General features: G+C 46.6%; 15 protein-coding genes and 1 pseudogene. 10 read left to right on the top strand and 6 right to left on the bottom strand.

Going from position 1 to position 16,744, the window contains the following annotated elements:
- Positions 1 to 517 precede the first annotated feature (517 nt).
- The 6 genes from IPL71_RS24540 (at position 518) to IPL71_RS24515 (ending at position 7,183) form a co-directional block, all read left to right on the top strand.
- Entirely contained in the window at positions 518 to 2,701 is a 2,184-nt protein-coding gene (locus tag IPL71_RS24540; protein WP_345326234.1) for an S-layer homology domain-containing protein, read from the top strand.
- A 45-nt stretch (positions 2,702 to 2,746) separates the two neighbouring features.
- A complete protein-coding gene (locus IPL71_RS24535; protein ID WP_345326232.1) occupies positions 2,747 to 4,822 on the top strand; it encodes an SBBP repeat-containing protein in 2,076 nt (691 codons plus the stop codon).
- A 3-nt stretch (positions 4,823 to 4,825) separates the two neighbouring features.
- Entirely contained in the window at positions 4,826 to 5,800 is a 975-nt protein-coding gene (locus tag IPL71_RS24530; protein WP_345326342.1) for an RHS repeat-associated core domain-containing protein, read from the top strand.
- Between the two features lie 14 nt (positions 5,801 to 5,814).
- On the top strand, positions 5,815 to 6,291 hold the full coding sequence (locus IPL71_RS24525; RefSeq protein WP_345326230.1) for a hypothetical protein: 477 nt from the start codon (positions 5,815 to 5,817) through the stop codon (positions 6,289 to 6,291).
- A 73-nt stretch (positions 6,292 to 6,364) separates the two neighbouring features.
- Positions 6,365 to 6,844, top strand: coding sequence for a TolB family protein (locus IPL71_RS24520; RefSeq protein WP_345326228.1), 480 nt, complete (start codon positions 6,365 to 6,367; stop codon positions 6,842 to 6,844).
- A gap of 87 nt (positions 6,845 to 6,931) precedes the next feature.
- Positions 6,932 to 7,183: a hypothetical protein gene (locus IPL71_RS24515; RefSeq protein ID WP_345326226.1), complete on the top strand. Its 252-nt coding sequence runs from the start codon at positions 6,932 to 6,934 to the stop codon at positions 7,181 to 7,183.
- Between the two features lie 203 nt (positions 7,184 to 7,386).
- On the opposite strand, the gene IPL71_RS24510 is transcribed toward IPL71_RS24515, so the two are convergent.
- The 5 genes from IPL71_RS24510 to IPL71_RS24490 all read right to left on the bottom strand — a co-directional run bounded on the left by IPL71_RS24510 (position 7,387) and on the right by IPL71_RS24490 (position 10,706).
- Complete coding sequence (locus tag IPL71_RS24510; protein WP_345326224.1) at positions 7,387 to 7,668, bottom strand: STAS domain-containing protein; 282 nt, start codon at positions 7,666 to 7,668, stop codon at positions 7,387 to 7,389.
- 27 nt (positions 7,669 to 7,695) lie between these two features.
- Complete coding sequence (locus IPL71_RS24505; protein ID WP_345326222.1) at positions 7,696 to 8,352, bottom strand: ferric reductase-like transmembrane domain-containing protein; 657 nt, start codon at positions 8,350 to 8,352, stop codon at positions 7,696 to 7,698.
- The gene (locus tag IPL71_RS24500; RefSeq protein WP_345326220.1) at positions 8,349 to 8,972 is read right to left on the bottom strand and encodes a ferric reductase-like transmembrane domain-containing protein; all 624 of its coding nucleotides are present in this window, start codon (positions 8,970 to 8,972) and stop codon (positions 8,349 to 8,351) included. The genes IPL71_RS24505 and IPL71_RS24500 overlap by 4 nt, the downstream gene beginning before the upstream one ends.
- Before the next feature lie 72 nt (positions 8,973 to 9,044).
- On the bottom strand, positions 9,045 to 9,455 hold the full coding sequence (locus IPL71_RS24495; protein WP_345326218.1) for an STAS domain-containing protein: 411 nt from the start codon (positions 9,453 to 9,455) through the stop codon (positions 9,045 to 9,047).
- Positions 9,456 to 9,485: 30 nt separating this feature from the next.
- Positions 9,486 to 10,706, bottom strand: a complete 1,221-nt coding sequence (locus IPL71_RS24490) for a ribonuclease H-like domain-containing protein (protein WP_345326216.1) — start codon at positions 10,704 to 10,706, stop codon at positions 9,486 to 9,488.
- Between the two features lie 90 nt (positions 10,707 to 10,796).
- Here IPL71_RS24490 and IPL71_RS24480 point away from each other — a divergent pair.
- Positions 10,797 to 12,223: pseudogene (locus IPL71_RS24480) on the top strand (MFS transporter).
- 128 nt (positions 12,224 to 12,351) lie between these two features.
- Here the strand turns inward: IPL71_RS24480 and IPL71_RS24475 are convergent.
- The gene (locus IPL71_RS24475; RefSeq protein ID WP_345326212.1) at positions 12,352 to 14,037 is read right to left on the bottom strand and encodes an acyl-CoA mutase large subunit family protein; all 1,686 of its coding nucleotides are present in this window, start codon (positions 14,035 to 14,037) and stop codon (positions 12,352 to 12,354) included.
- Positions 14,038 to 14,168: 131 nt separating this feature from the next.
- Here IPL71_RS24475 and IPL71_RS24470 point away from each other — a divergent pair, with 131 nt between their 5' ends.
- From IPL71_RS24470 to IPL71_RS24460, 3 genes are all read left to right on the top strand, one after another.
- Entirely contained in the window at positions 14,169 to 14,696 is a 528-nt protein-coding gene (locus tag IPL71_RS24470) for an Rv2134c family protein (protein ID WP_345326210.1), read from the top strand.
- A 63-nt stretch (positions 14,697 to 14,759) separates the two neighbouring features.
- On the top strand, positions 14,760 to 15,542 hold the full coding sequence (locus tag IPL71_RS24465; RefSeq protein WP_345326208.1) for an SCO1664 family protein: 783 nt from the start codon (positions 14,760 to 14,762) through the stop codon (positions 15,540 to 15,542).
- A 21-nt stretch (positions 15,543 to 15,563) separates the two neighbouring features.
- Positions 15,564 to 16,610 carry a homoserine dehydrogenase family protein gene (locus tag IPL71_RS24460; RefSeq protein ID WP_345326206.1) on the top strand — a complete coding sequence of 349 codons (1,047 nt, stop codon included), beginning with the start codon at positions 15,564 to 15,566 and terminating at the stop codon, positions 16,608 to 16,610.
- Positions 16,611 to 16,744: the final 134 nt, after the last annotated feature.

Genomic DNA, 16,744 nt, shown 5'->3' with positions numbered 1-16,744 from the left:
ATTATAGAGCCTTACGGCTTTTTGCATAAGCTGTTCTGTATGATTCTTTCCCAAATTTATTAACCATCCCCAGATTTTAAGCCGTCTGCTTAACACAAAAGGGGCCAACTTCTTTTTGAAGTTCGCGTTTTGGGACCTTGCAAAACCATAAATTATTAGACCTCTTGCAAAAAATCTCCGCGAATTTATGCTAATCCGGGCGAATTTTTAAAAAAAATCGAGTAAATTGGCGAAGATTAGCGGAAGAAAATGGAGTTATGCAAGAAATCTATTCCTAAAAATCTTGACTTTTTTTATTGCGGGGCGTAATATGTTGTTTATACGAGTGGGGGAAATATAAGACTAACCCACAAAAAATGTAAAGAAGCGACAGATATGTTTTTTTATTTAATCTGTTTAATATCCACCAATCTGACGGCTGGCTCACTATGACAATCATCTCTGATGTCCCTAGGCAATATATTTATTTAATGCCGCAGAAAAAATAAGATTATCTACCTTATATGGAGACTATACAATGAAATCTCGTTCCAAATTAATGTTCAACATTTTTACTCTTATCGCGTTACTGGCGTCTCTGCTTGGCAGCGCGGTGTTTGTTCCGTCTGTGCAGGCGGTTGAATCAACATTAAATTCAAGTGATTGGGCACAGGTTAAAGCTCTATTGCCTGTTGCTGCAGCCACAAGTGTAGGCAGTAAACTAGCCTATCTGAAAGCCTCCAATTCCGGGAGTGGGGATCTTTTTGGATGGTCTATTGCAATTTCTGGAGATACGATTGTAGTTGGGGCGCCTTGGGAAAACAGTATAGCCAGCGGCGTGAATGGAAATCAAATGGATAATTCAGCAAACGGCGCTGGAGCGGTTTATGTGTTCACCCGTAGTGGAAATGTGTGGAGTCAACAAGCCTATTTGAAAGCTTCCAATACAGGAATAGGAAATGATATTTTTGGGGAAGCTGTTTCAATTTATGGCGATACGATTGTGGTTGGGGCACCTGGCGAAGATAGTATCGCCACAGGTGTGAACGGAGAAGAGTCGGATGATACAGCCGATGATGCTGGTGCAGCATATGTATTCGTTCGAAATGGGACAACCTGGAGCCAGCAGGCTTACCTGAAGGCTTCGAATACTCAGGTATGGAACATGCATGGCAATGATTCTTTTGGGGAAGCTGTATCAATCTATGGCGACACAATCGTGGTAGGGGCGCCTGAAGAAGATAGCAATACTACCGGCGTAAATGGAAATCAGGCAGACAATTCAACAAATAGTTCCGGGGCTGCATATGTCTTTTTTCGCAGCGGGACAACCTGGTCACAACAAGCATATCTAAAGGCTTCCAATACGGAAATTATACAGAGTGATGGATGGGCAGGTGGGGATGAATTTGGTCGTTCTGTAACCGTCTACGACGATACCATTGTGATTGGAGCCCCATATGAAGACAGTAATGCTACTGGTGTAAACGGAAACCAGATGAGTAATTTAGCTGCCGATTCTGGGGCCGCCTATGTTTTTACACGCAGTGGAACAAACTGGAATCAGCAAGCTTACTTAAAGGCCTCTAATACTGGGATTGCTGATCGATTTGGTTTTGCAGTTTCACTTTCTGGCAACACGCTTGTCGTTGGGGCACAAGGAGAAGCCAGTGGCGCTACCGGTGTAAACGGGGATCAGACGAATAATTTGCACAATTATGCAGGAGCAGCTTATGTTTTTTTTCGCGATGGGTTAACCTGGAGCCAGCAAGCCTACTTAAAGGCATCAAATGCCTCCTTTGGTCATCTATTCGGATCTACTGTTTCTATCTCAGGCAATATGATCGCAGTAGGCTCGTGGCAGGAAAATAGCGATGGAGTTGGTCTAAATGGGAATCAACTGGAACATGGCGCCTTTAAATCAGGGTCTGCCTACGTTTTTATCCGCGACAAAACAACCTGGAGTCAACAAGCTTATGTAAAATCTTCCAATTCTGAGGCAGATGATAACTTTGGAATTGCAGTAGCGATTGATGGCAATACCCTTGCATCAGGTGCAATTGGGGAGGACAGTAACGCTACTGGAGTAGACGGGGATGAGACGAATAATTCATTAAGTACACACAGTCTTTCTGGTGCAGCCTATATTTATAGCATTTCCACGGCTATTCCAATCTTTGCTGATGTGCCAATTAGTTACTGGGCAAACGAGTATGTTGAACGTCTTGCCAGTGCTGGTATTACAGGCGGGTGTGGTAATGGTATTTATTGTCCAAGTGACTCGGTGACTCGCGCACAGATGGCGGTCTTCTTATTAAAAGGTATCCATGGTTCTTCTTATACACCGCCGGCTGTAAACAGCAATGCTGGATTCGGTGATGTGGCAGTCGATTACTGGGCAGCCGCATGGATCAAACAACTCGCGGCTGAAGGCATTACCAGCGGATGCGGTAGTGGGAACTACTGTCCTGACTCAACAGTCACCCGGGCGCAAATGGCCATCTTCCTTTTGAAAGCCAAACATGGATTGTCCTATTCACCTCCTAATGCCTCAGGTGTTTTTAGTGACGTACCAGTTGGGTATTGGGCAGATAAATGGATCGAACAGCTTGCTGTTGAAGGAATTACGGGTGGTTGTAGTATTGGGCATTACTGTCCTGATAGTTCGGTCACACGTGCGCAAATGGCGGTGTTTTTGGTAAAAACATTCAATTTGCCTTAAGAATAATGCGGTAATTGAGCAGATTTATATACGGAGATATGTTTCATGAAAACCTATTCAAAACCCATTCTCAATATTTTTACATTTTTTATTTTGTTGTTTATAGTCATCAGCACAGGCTTTACTCTTTCTGCTGTAGAAGCAGAATCTTTAGGTAGCCCGCTTTATGAAAGCAGAGATTTCTTCTGGGCAAAACGCATGGGTGGAACAGCTTTTGACTATGGTAAAGATATTGCAGTTGACTCAAACGGCAATGTTTATACAACGGGGGCTTTTTCTTATACAGCTGATTTTAATCCCGGCCCAGGTACTTCCAACTTAACCTCCGTAGGAACTGCAGATATATTCCTCTCTAAACTGGATAGCGACGGAAAATTTATCTGGGCAAAGAATATGGGGTCTGCATTAATTATGAGTGAAGGAAATGGTATCGCAGTAGATTTAAATGGTAATGTTTTTATAACCGGAGCGATTAGCGGCGTAACGGATTTTGATCCTGGTGAAGATGTATTTAACCTGACTGGCAATGGGGGCATCTTTGTCGCCAAGTTTGATGGCAATGGAAATTTTGTCTGGGCAAAAGATATGGGTGGAACGGAATTTGAACGCGGCAATAGTATTGCTGTAGACTTAAATGGTAATGTTTATACAACAGGTTTGTTTGGCGGCATGGATGCCGATTTTGACCCAGGCCCCGATATATTTATTTTGCCCAACTCAGGAACCTACAAGACGTTTGTCTCAAAGCTGGATAACAATGGTAATTTTGTCTGGGCAAAAAGTATAAATTCCGGAATATATAATTACGGCAATAGCATCGCTGTAGATTCAAATGGAGAGATTTATGCAACCGGAATATTTCTTGGCACTACTGACTTTGACCCAGGACCAGATACATTGAATCTTATTTCTCATCCTCCTGCCACGGATATTTATATTCTTAAGCTAAATAGTGACGGCAGTTTTGTGTGGGCAAAAAGCATGGGTGGAACAGATGGAGATTGGGTACGTGATATTACTTTAGATACAGATGGTAACATCTATACTACGGGCTACTTTAGAGATGTCGTTGACTTCGATCCCAGTGCAAATACATTCACTCTGACAAGTAATGGCTACAGTGATATCTTCATTTCCAAGCTGGGTAATGATGGTCGCTTTATTTTTGCAAAAAACTTGGGCGGGATATATGCTGATGAAGGCTTTGGTATTGAAGTGGACTCAAAAGGCAATATTTTTACAACAGGGTATTTTTCACATACTGCTGATTTTGACCCCGGTATAGGTACGTCTAATCTTGTCAGTCATGATATTAATTATAGTGATATCTTTATTTCCAAACTAGATAAAAATGGAGATTTTATTTGGGCAGAGGCGATGGGTGGAGAAAACGATGATATTGGCAGAAGTATTGCTTTAGATTTTAATGACAATATTTATACAACCGGGGATTTTTCAGTTGTGGTTGATTTTGATCCTGGTACAAGTATATACAACATGGTCAGTACAGGTAGTACTGATATTTTCATCTCTAAAACAAAATCGCATATTTTTACCGATGTACCATTAACTTATTGGGCAAATAACTACATTGAGCGTTTGTATCACGCCGGCATCACCGGCGGCTGTGGTGTTGGTATCTATTGTCCTGATGCCACAGTCACCCGCGCGCAAATGGCGGTCTTCCTATTGAAGGGTATGCATGGCTCATCCTACATCCCGCCTGCTGTGGGAATCACTACCGGTTTTGGCGATGTAGCTGTGGATTATTGGGCAGCCGCCTGGATCAAAGAACTCGCGGCTGAAGGCATCACCAGTGGCTGTGGTGGTGGGAATTACTGCCCCGAATCAGCAGTCACCCGGGCGCAAATGGCGATCTTCCTGCTGAAAGCCAAACATGGATCATCCTACTCGCCCCCAAATGCATCTGGAGTCTTTACTGATGTGCCAGTGGGCTACTGGTCAGATAAATGGATCGAACAGTTAGCTGTTGAGGGAGTCACTTCAGGCTGCGGTAATGGAAATTACTGCCCTGATAATTCTGTAACTCGCGCGCAAATGGCGGTCTTTTTGGTGAAAGCGTTTAATTTGCCTTGCTTGAAACGAATAGTAATTTATTAATAAATAAAGAAGGATCGTGAGAAGAAATCTCGCAATCCTTCTTTATCTCGGTATGCTTGGGGCGAAGTCCGCTACCAGGCTGGGACAATGTCCATGGGCTATGGATTCAATGGTCAATATTCATACGCCAGTGACTTCGGATTGCTATACTTCAACGCAAGATGGGTGGACCCCGTGTTAGGACGTTTTGCCCAAGCGGACACGATCGTCCCAGCCGGCGTGCAGGGATATGACCGATATGCGTATGTGAATAATAACCCTGTCCGCTATACGGATCCGAGTGGGCACGCGCCATCATGTGATGATTGGGATGATTGCGATGGCGAGGTTAGTGGATGTAGTGTCTCTACCGGGTCATTCAATGGAAGTTTTACCTGTACACCAGATGACCTCAACGATGCAACCATTGAGCAAAGACGAGATTGGTTTAATAGTATGTTGGAATCTCAAGACCCTGATTTAGTGCAGGAATTTACCAATATTAATGGAATCCTAGTGATTTTTACTGCTACAAATACCGGCGCACCTGGTACCTGGGCTTCCTGGACAGATGCTGGAATTCTAGCAAGTATTCAAAATGGCCTTGCTATGTCTAAAGATAAAAACTATATTCAGGGATTGTATTTTCACGCTGATTTAGCAGATAAAGCATGGTTTGATTTTTTTGAAAGTTTCAAGTCTACAGGTGCCAGTAATGAGACCCTTAAAAAATGGGGCGCAGCAGAGGGAGCTGGAACTAGTTATGGCAAGTTGCTTGCTCAATGGCATTTGCAGACCCCGTCAACTAGAGAAACGTTGTTTCTTGAGGTTGGAAACGTCTATCGTAGTGCGCTAAGTGTTAGACAAGACCCCGCAACTATGACACCCACAGTAGGTGCAGTCTATGGGTTTGTTATGGATACTAGCAGCACAATCCCTATCTTTGGACAAAATGTTCCTCCAGTGAGCATAGTAGCTTATCTCCTTTTGCATAAATAAGAAGGATATTTGATATGAAAATAGCCAAGATTGTCTTAGTCATATTTGCACTGACGCTTGTTGTCTCTTGCATGCCAAATAATCAAATAACTTCAGTAACGATCGCTGAGCGTTTATTATTATTTCCTGTAGGGTATTACGAACATGTTGTCTATATAAATAATCATATAGTAGGATTTACATCTAACACATTACCTCTCGAAAAAAGCATCTCCTTTGCCTATGAGGGAGAAGATAGTGTGACTCCTTTTAACCCCGAAGACGATCCAAAATGCACAACATACTCTTATTTTCAAGTTGTAAGTATTTTGCCGGATGGAAGACTGGGATTATTAAAAGTATGTCGTGACAACTCTTCCAGTTCAGGCTTCCTCTCCACCAATCGTTCAATCTATGCTTATAACTGGCAAACAGGAGAACTTGAGCGGTTGGTGGCTGGTAAATTAACTCAGGCAGATCGCCCAAAATTCTATTCGTGGAATCTGATATGACTTTGGGGTGCAAGAAACAGGACCTGGCTACCCAGGAACTATATATTGGCTGACGCCTGATGGAATATCTCCAATGGATATTCAGATTGAAGATCGCGGATTAACATGGAATTTAAAAGATTATCTTGAAGGCAAAGAAAGGACTGGGGCTGCTCGTCATCCAGCCTGGTCTCCAGATGGAAAGACAATCGCTTTTTTTGCGACCACCTATGGCATAAAAGAAAACGCACTCCCAAGATACAACGTCAATTACGACTTATACTTTATGGATCCAAACACATTAAAACCAATGCAGGAATTAATGGGTGTTGCGGATGCGGGCAAAATTGTCTGGTCTCCAAATAATCAGTATTTATTATTCAGAGGGTGTATCGGGCGTAAGTTAATCTGTGGACTTTGGAGATATAAGATCATTGATAAAACGCTTTCCCTAATTAAGGAAGGTGAATTTGCAGATTATATTTGGATCACTAACGAAAAAATTGTCGCGGCAAAATACATTGAACTGCCTAATAATGATGGTCAGATTTGGGAGTATTCAATCTCCGAATAATTTAAAATCGTCACCTTCACCTACGATGGCAATGGACAACGTGTAAAATCAGTCATCGGCCCTTCGGCAGGCTCAGGACAGGCTGCTGTGACCACCTACTTCGTCGGCAATCATTACGAGGTGGCAAATGGAGTCGTGACCAAGTATTATTATGCTGGGACTCAACGCATCGCAATGCGTAAAAATAACGTTCTCACCTACATGCTGACTGACCACCTCGGAAGCACTAGCCTTAATCACCGACGCCTCGGGCAATGTCCTCTCGGAGACGAGATATACTGCGTGGGGCGAAGTCCGCTATCAAGCTGGGACAATGTCCACGGGCTATGGGTTGTTTGAGTTGTAGAATATTAATTTATAAATGAAAAAGAGCCGCGAGAAAAATTCTCGCGGCTCTTTTTCATTCGTCTTTTTAAAACGATTGGATCGCGCTTTCAAGGTCGGTGTAAATATCAAAAAAAAGTTTCAGGCCCACTACATCCAATACCTGATCCACCGCGGCCTGTGGACTGAGCAATTTCACATGCTGGCGCACGGCGCCGTCACGTTCGGCGTTGATCCGAGCGGAACGAGGGACGCCCTGTTTGTTTTGATTGCATCGATTGGCCGGCAAAGATCAGCACAACCGCGTGCAAAGACATTAAACCGGCGCTGCTGACATAAGGCACTTTGCTTAAGTCGATCAACAGGTCGCGTGTGCCGTTATCGTAGGTTTCCTGTGCTTTGGTAATTACATCTGTGTAATTCGATGCGTCGAGATCACCCATTAACTGCATAACGGTCACCGGGACGCGGCCTTCTTGCCTGGAAAAATTGATCTGCATGGAATTCTCCTGAGTTTGGGATGATGTTTACCTGAAATTAAATTCTTCATAATGAATGTTGCCCGCTGTCACACCTGCTTCGACAAACTTCTTTTCAAAAGCCATCACCATCGGTAGCGGACCGCACATATAGACATGGTGACCGCTGATATTTCCGCCGGCAATTTTGGCGATCTCTTCCACGGTCAATGAGCCGTCTGTGGCTGAGAAGCGGACATGCGCCTTTAAGCGTGGATTCTTCTTTGCGGCGGCTTTGATCTCATCCACAAAGATGGCTTCTTCGCGATGCCGCACCGTATAGTAGAAATCTATATCGAAGGCAAGATCAGCTTCCAGATTGCGAATGAACGAGAGGAACGGCGTCACACCAATTCCGCCTGCCACCCAGATCTGTTTTTGGCCGCCGGTTTTATAGTCGAACATTCCGTATGCGCCTTCAACGACCGCGTCCATGCCGGCCTGTAAATTGCTGAATAAATGACGGGTGTAATCGCCGCAAGCCTTGATCGTCACTCGCAGCACATCCTCCTGCGGCGCGCTGGCAATCGTGAAGGGATGTGACTCGGCCAGTGGTTTTTCCTTTGGAAAACGTACGAACAAAAATTGTCCGGCGCGTTGTTTCTGGATCGAGTCTTTCTTTGCGCGCAAGACCACCTCGGTTGTGGATGGGTTGGGGTGATTCACGGCTTCCACGGTATAGGCTGTATATTTTTGAAGAACTGCCCGAAGAATTCTGTATACAAATAGGAAGCCGTGCCGATGATAAAGAAAATTTGCGTCCAGCTAATGCCGATGAAGGCGCTCGGCGCGTTCACGGTTAGTGAGTGAATAAAGCCAATGATAAAGAAGATGCCAATATAACGGTGCAGACTCTTCCAGCCTTCGTAGGTGTTGCCGGTTAACTTGTTTAAGAATGGAATCCGGGGTGCGAGCGTTGGCAGGACAATCGCCACGATGCCTAAAAAGGCGATCATTGCCAGATAATTCCCAAGGCGTAAATTTACGATCGTGATCGGCACGATCAGTAAATGCGCGAACATTAAGAGAAATGCGGCGGTTGAGGTTCGGCGATGGGTGCCATACATCTTGTCCAATCCGCCGAAGAACGGCTCGGCCCATTTCGGGCGGGTGGAGATGAACAACGAGCAGGCCATCAAAACGATCACCATCGACCCGATCACTTCTCCCGCGTAGGCGCGCGCGTAATTTTCAGCGCCGTCTTTGATGGGCGGAAAAACCAGCCAGATGATAAGAGTAAGAACAACAAGTGTAATAATGATAAGGTTGCCGGTTGTGCGTTTCATTTATAAATAACCTCATGTGTCAGAATCAACAGCGATGCAGTTTATTGCTGCATCGCTGTGTATTAACATTAACTAAAAAGAGTCTATCGCGGTTTTCCTGTCAGTGAAGGTTTCAAAGAACGCAGAGAAGCCAACCATATCCAGAACACTTGTAACCTCGGGGAGCGGATTGAGCAGCTTGAGGTTTTTTTGCAAACCGCCTTCGCGTGTGCTGTCCATTGATTTTATGGCTGCCCAGCCTTGCTCGGGATTGGCGGGTTTTTCTCCACGTGTTAATAAAGCGATGGTGTGTAAGGAAACCAGTCCCGCGCTGGAAATATAGGTGAGATCGCTGAGGTCTAATAAGATATGGAATATGCCCGCGTCGATCACTTTGCGCGCTTCCTGGATCAGGTCTTGATAAGTCTGCCCGTCCAAATGTCCGGCAATGTGAATCACCGAAACAGTGACACGCCCCTGTTCTTGCGAAATTGTAATTTCCATTGAATGCTCCTCTTGATCAGTAATTGCCAATTATAAGCCCGCTTTTCGCATCAGCCGCGCCAGCCGGTGGTCGATCTCTTCAAACCAATGCTTGCGAATATAAAGCGGCAGGTCTGCGCGCTCTGCTTCTTTTCGAGCGGATTTTGCCCATTGAATTGATGTTTTCACATCGCGCTTTTTATGTTCGTAATATTTTGCCAGTTCAATGTGCGCATAAATATGACCCTTCTCTGCGGCCTGTTCCCACAGCCGAAGAGCTTGCTCCACGTCTCCGCGCTTTTTTTGGAGGATGGATAACCGCTTCACTGCCACGCCGAAATCTGATTCTGTTAACCCGATCTCGAGTCCACGCTCGAAGAGACGGGCGGCTTCGTCCCAACGATTGAGGTCTTCATATAATTTACCGAGCGCGACGAAATCAAGTCCATGCTCCACGCGGCCGCTGTATGGGTCCGCGATCAACTCGCTGACGTGACCCAGCAGCGCGGCCATCGCAACCACATCCATCGCGTTGTGATAAAACACTCCGCCCAGCGGACGAGCGTCACGGGTGCGCAAATAATCAAAATACAACCACGGAATTTCATAGCCCGGCACTTCATCAGATGTGCGGGTAAATCCCAGCACGTGTTCTTCGAGATATTTCAACGCGCGCGAGGGAAGCCTGTCTCGCCATAAACGCCGCGCAAGGGGCAGCAGGTCAAGATGAGCATAATCTTTAAAAGGCACGGGAATGCGATGTAATTTATAACGGGTGGTCAATAATGGTGCATCAAAAGATTTGCCGTTGAATGTCACCAGGGCTTCACAAGGCGCGAGAAATTCAATCAGCGCTTCAAGCATGGCAGGTTCTTCAGACGGATCACGTAAAAAGAATTGCTGCAATGCAAACTTCCCATCCACGATGCGTGCCGCCCCGACGAGGAAGGCATACGTGCCGGTGCCGCCTGCCATGCCCGATGTTTCAGTATCAAGGAAAGCAAATTTATCGATCGGCAGTTCCGCAATACGCGGATCGTTGGCCCATTCTGCTATTATGGAAAGAGGGAAGGATGAAAGATAGGATGTCTTTCCATGCAGATAATCTTTTTCAAAGACCTGTTCTGCAATGAAGGCTTCGCCGCGCGGCGTATTGCGAAAACTCCCAGCCACGACAGAGTCAATCGAATGGCTGTCAGGCTGGGGCGGAGCGAGATGCGAGGTCCCAACTTTAACGCCGAGTGATTTAAGCTTATCCGCTAGTGAAGACATAAAGTCTATTTTATCTTACTGCCCGCAAAAGGCGGTGGTTTGGAAAACCATGCTACACTTGCACAAATCCTTCCCAGAGAAATTACAGGTATGACAAGAAAACTTCCATTTTGGTTAAAACTTTTATATGGTTCCGGCGACTGGGGGATTTCAAGTATCGGTATGATGCGTTCCATTTTCTACGCGCTGTATCTTACAGATGTGGTCGGCATTGAACCGCGGCTGGCATCGATCGGCGCGTTGGTCGGCATTGTATGGGATGCGATCAATGATCCGTTGATCGGCATGATCAGCGACAGGCTGAAAACCCGTTGGGGAAGGCGCCGCCCATTTTTGTTATGGTTCGCATTTCCATTCGGATTAAGTTTTGTGATTCTATGGTCCGCGCCAAATTGGGAAAGCCAGATCGCGTTGACAGTTTATGTGACTTTGGCATTTATGATCTCAGACACATTGACGACTCTGGTGGCGATGCCGTATCTTTCCCTAACCCCGAGCTGACTCGTGACTACGATGAGCGCACCTCCCTTTCGAGTTTTCGCACGGTGTTTCAATTATTAGGTGCCATCGCAGTAGTGGTTGCCGCGCCCATGATCGTGGATGAAGTGATTCGCATGGGCGGCACACAGCAGCAGGGATTTATGCTGGCAGGCGCGATCTTCGGATTGAGTGGCGCGATTCCGCTTTTCTTTATCGGCTGGTTCGTGCGTGAAAAATTCGTCCCTGAAGAACAGGAAGAACTTCCCTTTCGTGAAACTCTGCGCGTGGCGTGGAAGAATATTCCATTCCGTTATGCGGCGGGCATTTACATGTTCAACTGGTCAGCAGTGGACATGATCGCGATCATCTTTCCTTATTTTCTATTGTATTGGGTATCAGACGGAAATTTACTGGCCAAAGTAAATGTGCTTGGCATTGACCTCGCGCTTGAATCCGCTTTTTTTGGCATCATGATGTTGGTTTGTATTTTGTTTGTGCCTTTCTGGTTATGGCTGGCAAAAACTCGCAACAAGCGTGAAGCCTATATATTGGGTATGATCTTTTGGGTGATCGTGCAGGTTATGATCTTTACCATTCCACAGGGAAACACAAATTATTTACTATTCATCGGTGCACTGGCTGGAGTTGGCGTTTCGGCGGCTTATATTTTGCCTGACTCCATTCTGCCGGATGTGATCGAATGGGATGAGCTCCGCACCCGCCGCAGGCAGGAGGGAATCTACTACGGCATCCGCACGCTGATCCGCAAGTTGACTGGGGCGCTGGTGATCTTCATTACACTGCAAACACTGGGCTGGTCTGGTTATCAATCCCCGCCGGATGGCGTGACTCAATTCACACAGCCAGATTCAGCATTACTTGCAATTCGACTCATGGTTTCAGTACTTGGCGCGATCGTCCTCGCCGGGACCATCGCGCTGGCGTGGTCGTATCCGCTCTCGCGTGAAAAATATGTGCGGATTCAAAAATTATTGAAACGGCGCAGAGAAGAAGCACTGGCGAAAAAAGAAGCATAATAAAAGATGGACAGTCGAATGACTGTCCATCTTTTTTATTAACTCACCTTTGCGTAAAATGGATTGCGGACTTCAGTCCGCGGTTGCTGAAAAAAAAGCGGACTAAAGTCCGCAATCCCAAAAGACTGCTAGATCACTGCCAGTTCCTGATACTCACCAAAAGTCTCTTTCATCACTCCGACGATCTCACCCAATGTCGCATACGCATGGACGCACTCCATAATATACGGCATGGTGTTTTCGGTGCCTAGACAGGCCACACGCAATCTATCGAGTGTCTGGCCGACACGTCCGCTGTCACGAGTCTTGCGGACTTCATTTAATCGCGAGATTTGGCGGGTGTAGCCGTTGGGGTCCATCTTCAAAATGGGAATGGTGAAAGGTTTATCTTCCGCATAAGCATTGACTCCCACGATCTTGCGGATGCCTTTATCAATCTCACGCTGATAACGATAGGCCGCATCTGCGATCTCGCCCTGGAAGAATCCCTTTTCAATCGAAGGAATGACTCCGCCCAACTCTGCAATCTTGCGGAAGTAATCGTAGGTCTCTTTTTCCATTCTATCTGTCTGCGCTTCTACGAAGAAACTGCCGCCAAGCGGATCGACTGTATTGGTCACGCCGGATTCTTCAGCGATGATCTGCTGTGTCCGCAAAGCGATCGTCACGGAATGTTCGGAAGGCAAAGCCAGCGCTTCGTCCATGGAATTGGTGTGCAGGGATTGAGTCCCGCCCAATACAGCAGCAAGTGCCTGCAATGCCACGCGGACTACATTATTCTCAGGTTGCTGCGCTGTTAATGAAACACCCGCTGTTTGAGTATGGAAACGCAATAACCACGAGCGCGGATTCTTCGCCTTAAACGTTTCGCGCATTTCACGCGCCCAAATACGTCGGGCAGCTCTGTATTTTGCGATCTCTTCAAAGAAATCATTATGCGCGTTAAAGAAGAATGAAAGTCTTGGCGCGAACTCGTCCACATCCATGCCGCGGGCGATGCCCCAGCGCACGTATTCGAGTCCATCGGCCAATGTGAACGCCAATTCCTGCGCGGCGGTGGAACCTGCCTCGCGGATGTGATATCCGCTGATCGAGATCGTATTCCACTGCGGAACTTTTTGCGCGCCATATTCCATTGTATCCACGACCAATCGCATGGAAGGTTCGGGCGGGAAGATGAATTCCTTTTGTGCGATGAATTCCTTGAGAATATCGTTCTGTGTAGTGCCGCGTAACTGGTCAAGACGGATGCCTTGTTTTTCAGCGGCAGCCAGATACATGGCCCAAATAATGGAAGCGGGCGAATTAATGGTCATACTGGAAGAAACTTTATCGAGTGGAATTCCTTCGAGCAGAATCTCCATATCTTTCAATGAAGAGATGGCCACGCCGCATTTACCAAACTCACCCAGCGCCTCGGGTTGGTCGGTGTCATAGCCCATTAAAGTGGCCAAATCGAAGGCAATGCTCAATCCTGTTTGACCCTGTTCCAGTAAGTATTTGAAGCGCTTGTTGGTTTCTTCCGCAGTGCCGAAGCCGGCGAACATCCGCATTGTCCACAGCTTGCTGCGATGCAGAGTCGGGTGGACGCCGCGTGTGTAGGGATATTCGCCGGGATGTCCGAGGTCTGATTCGTAATCGAGTGCGGAAATATCCTGCGGAGTGTAAAGTCGGTTGATCGGTTCTGATGAAGTTGTGAGGAATTCATCCTCAGGGTGACGCTCGGGCAATTGTGACAATGCTTTTTGCAGCGATGTTTTCTCCCACTTTTCGAGCGAACCTTTTAATTCATCCAGCTTTTTTTTATCGTACATGGCACTCTCCTTTGACGAGGTGTATGAATTATACATGAGCGGTAGTCTGGTATACTACCAAAAAATATCAACGAGATTTGGCGGGTTTCCGAAACCTTGCAGATCCGGTGTTTCTTCCAAAAAGGAAAAATATGCCCCGCTTTGAAATTGACGTAGACCCTTGTGATCACATTACCACGGATGCCATTGGCAACCCCGGCCAGCGCGTTTTTTATTTGCAGGCCTATCAAGATCAGCGCACGATGACGATCCTGGTCGAAAAAGCGCAAGTGCAATCACTCGCGATCGGCATTGAACAATTCCTTTCGCAGATCAATCAGCAAAACCCTGATCTTGAAGAAGCCTCGGGCGAATTTTCCGAGGAACACATGCGAATTCATCCGCCGGTTGATCCGCTTTTTCGTGCGGGTGAGATCGGGCTCGCGTATGATAAAGACCGTGATCGGGTGGTCATCTTTGCCAAAGAACTGCTGACCGAAGAGGAAGAACCCGAATCCGCGGCGCAGATCCGCTTTTGGGCAACGCGTAGTCAGGTACGTAAACTTGCGCGTTGGGGCGTAGATGTGGCGAGCCGCGGGCGTCCGGTTTGCTCGCAATGCGGTCAGCCGATGGAACCTGAAGGTCATTTCTGCCCCAAGAAAAACGGACACTTACATTAATAAAATAGTCGAAGGTCGAAAGTCACAGGTCAATGACTTTCGACCTTCGACCTTTGACTCTCTATGAATACTTCCCCCATCACCAAAATTCAAACCGCGCTCACCCTCGGCACATATGAACTCAAAGGCCAGTTCATGCTCGGCAGCAATTACACCTTCTTTGTGGATGTGCATTACGAAGGCGTGGAATATCCCGCCGTCTATAAACCGTGCAAAGGCGAGCAGCCGCTTTGGGATTTTCCCGATAACACATTGGCGCAGCGTGAAGTCGCCGCGTATCTATTAAGTGAACAACTCGGCTTGCATATTGTGCCCGTCACCATACTGCGTGAAGATGGTCCGCACGGACGCGGCTCGCTTCAACAATATATTGAGTACGACGTGGATTATCATTATTTTAATTTTACCGAAGATGATAAAAATTTACTCCAGCCTGTCATGCTCTTTGACATTCTCATTAACAATGCCGACCGCAAAGGCAGTCATATTTTTTTTGAAAATGACACGCACAAACTATACGCCATCGATCACGGCGTTTGTTTTCACGAAGAAAATAAATTGCGGACTGTGATCTGGGATTTCGCCGGGCAGGCGATTCCAGACGAATTACTCGCATCTCTTTCCCAAACTGATAACTGGCCCAGCCTCTTTGAGTCTTATCTCAGCCCGGGCGAAGTCACCGCACTCAAACGCCGTGCTGAAAAATTACTCACCTCAAAAGTATATCCACGCGCCCGCGAGATCGGCGCGCGTTTCCATACCCACCCATATAATCAAATAAGACTTCGGAAGTCTGCCTTGACGAATAAAAGTCATGAAGACTCTAAAAAGACTTCCGAAGTCTGAACATACAGGAGAATCTTATTCATGCACTATAAAATCGCACTCATTGGTTTTGGTAATGTCGCCCGCTCGCTTGCCCGCTTATTAGTCCGCAAGCAGGATCTGCTCAAGAGTCAGTATGATGTCACATTTTCATTCACCGGCATCGCCACGGGCAGTCACGGCTTCGCAGTGAATCCCAACGGACTTGATATTCAAAAAGCCCTCGAACTCGTTGAAAGCAAACAATCCATCGCTCCGCTATCAACTGTGGATGTAAAAAATTCACTTGATGTAATCAACCATTCATCCGCCGATGTGATGTTCGAGAATTCTCCGGTCAACACTCAAACCGGACAGCCCGCGCTCGATCATATCCGCACGGCACTGAATTTGAACATGCACGCCATCACCGCCAACAAGGGACCCGTTGTTCACGGCTATCGTGAGTTGACCGCGCTCGCCAAATCCAAGGGCAGACAGTTCAAATTCGAGTCGACTGTGCTAGGCGGCGCGCCAGTCTTCTCTGTCTTCCGTGAAACCTTCCCGCTCGCAGAATTAACCTCGATCAAAGGCATCTTCAACGCCACAACCAACGTCATCCTTACTCTTATGGAAAATGGTGAAGCCTACGATGACGCGGTTAAATATGCTCAATCGATTGGTCTGGCCGAAACCGACCCCACCAACGATGTGGACGGTTGGGATGCAGCGATCAAGGTTGCCGCTCTGGTCACCGTATTAATGGATACCCCCATGACCCCGCAGCAGGTGAATCCCACCGGCATTCGCGGCATCACCCCTGAAATGATCGCCAAAGCCAAGGCTGAAGGCAAACGCTATAAATTAGTCTGCTCGGCTGAAAAAGTTGGCGACAAAGTGGAAGCCAGTGTTTCTCCGCAGCTGGTTGATTCCACTTCTCCTTTATATGGAATGATGAATTCCAGCACAGGCATTACCTTTAGAACCGATGTCATTATCGATTACTCGATCGTGCTTTCAGAAAAACCCGGCATGAAGGGCGGACCCGTTGAAACGGCTTATGGTCTGTTCGCGGATTTTGCGAACACAGTGAGTGCAGTCAAAAAGTAAAAAAACAACTCAATACAAATTAACCACAAAGGCACGAAGTCACAAAGACTCAAAGATTCTTTGTGACTTCGTGCCTTTGAGTCTTTGTGGTTCAAAGATCAAACCGGCTAAAACAGAACATAAATTCTGTTATA

The organism is Candidatus Villigracilis proximus (assembly GCF_016717045.1).
Classification (GTDB): Bacteria; Chloroflexota; Anaerolineae; order Anaerolineales; family Villigracilaceae; genus Villigracilis; species Villigracilis proximus.
Note: the sequence above shows the minus strand (reverse complement) of the source record. Positions and strands in the feature narration are given on the sequence as shown.

Bases quoted from the DNA above. Each gene is read 5' to 3' on its own strand.
- IPL71_RS24540 (WP_345326234.1), top strand. From the start codon at position 518: ATGAAATCTCGTTCCAAATTAATGTTCAACATTTTTACTCTTATCGCG.
- IPL71_RS24535 (WP_345326232.1), top strand. From the start codon at position 2,747: ATGAAAACCTATTCAAAACCCATTCTCAATATTTTTACATTTTTTATT.
- IPL71_RS24525 (WP_345326230.1), top strand. From the start codon at position 5,815: ATGAAAATAGCCAAGATTGTCTTAGTCATATTTGCACTGACGCTTGTT.
- IPL71_RS24520 (WP_345326228.1), top strand. From the start codon at position 6,365: ATGGATATTCAGATTGAAGATCGCGGATTAACATGGAATTTAAAAGAT.
- IPL71_RS24510 (WP_345326224.1), bottom strand. From the start codon at position 7,668: ATGCAGATCAATTTTTCCAGGCAAGAAGGCCGCGTCCCGGTGACCGTT.
- IPL71_RS24500 (WP_345326220.1), bottom strand. From the start codon at position 8,972: ATGAAACGCACAACCGGCAACCTTATCATTATTACACTTGTTGTTCTT.
- IPL71_RS24495 (WP_345326218.1), bottom strand. From the start codon at position 9,455: ATGGAAATTACAATTTCGCAAGAACAGGGGCGTGTCACTGTTTCGGTG.
- IPL71_RS24490 (WP_345326216.1), bottom strand. From the start codon at position 10,706: ATGTCTTCACTAGCGGATAAGCTTAAATCACTCGGCGTTAAAGTTGGG.
- IPL71_RS24475 (WP_345326212.1), bottom strand. From the start codon at position 14,037: ATGTACGATAAAAAAAAGCTGGATGAATTAAAAGGTTCGCTCGAAAAG.
- IPL71_RS24470 (WP_345326210.1), top strand. From the start codon at position 14,169: ATGCCCCGCTTTGAAATTGACGTAGACCCTTGTGATCACATTACCACG.
- IPL71_RS24465 (WP_345326208.1), top strand. From the start codon at position 14,760: ATGAATACTTCCCCCATCACCAAAATTCAAACCGCGCTCACCCTCGGC.
- IPL71_RS24460 (WP_345326206.1), top strand. From the start codon at position 15,564: ATGCACTATAAAATCGCACTCATTGGTTTTGGTAATGTCGCCCGCTCG.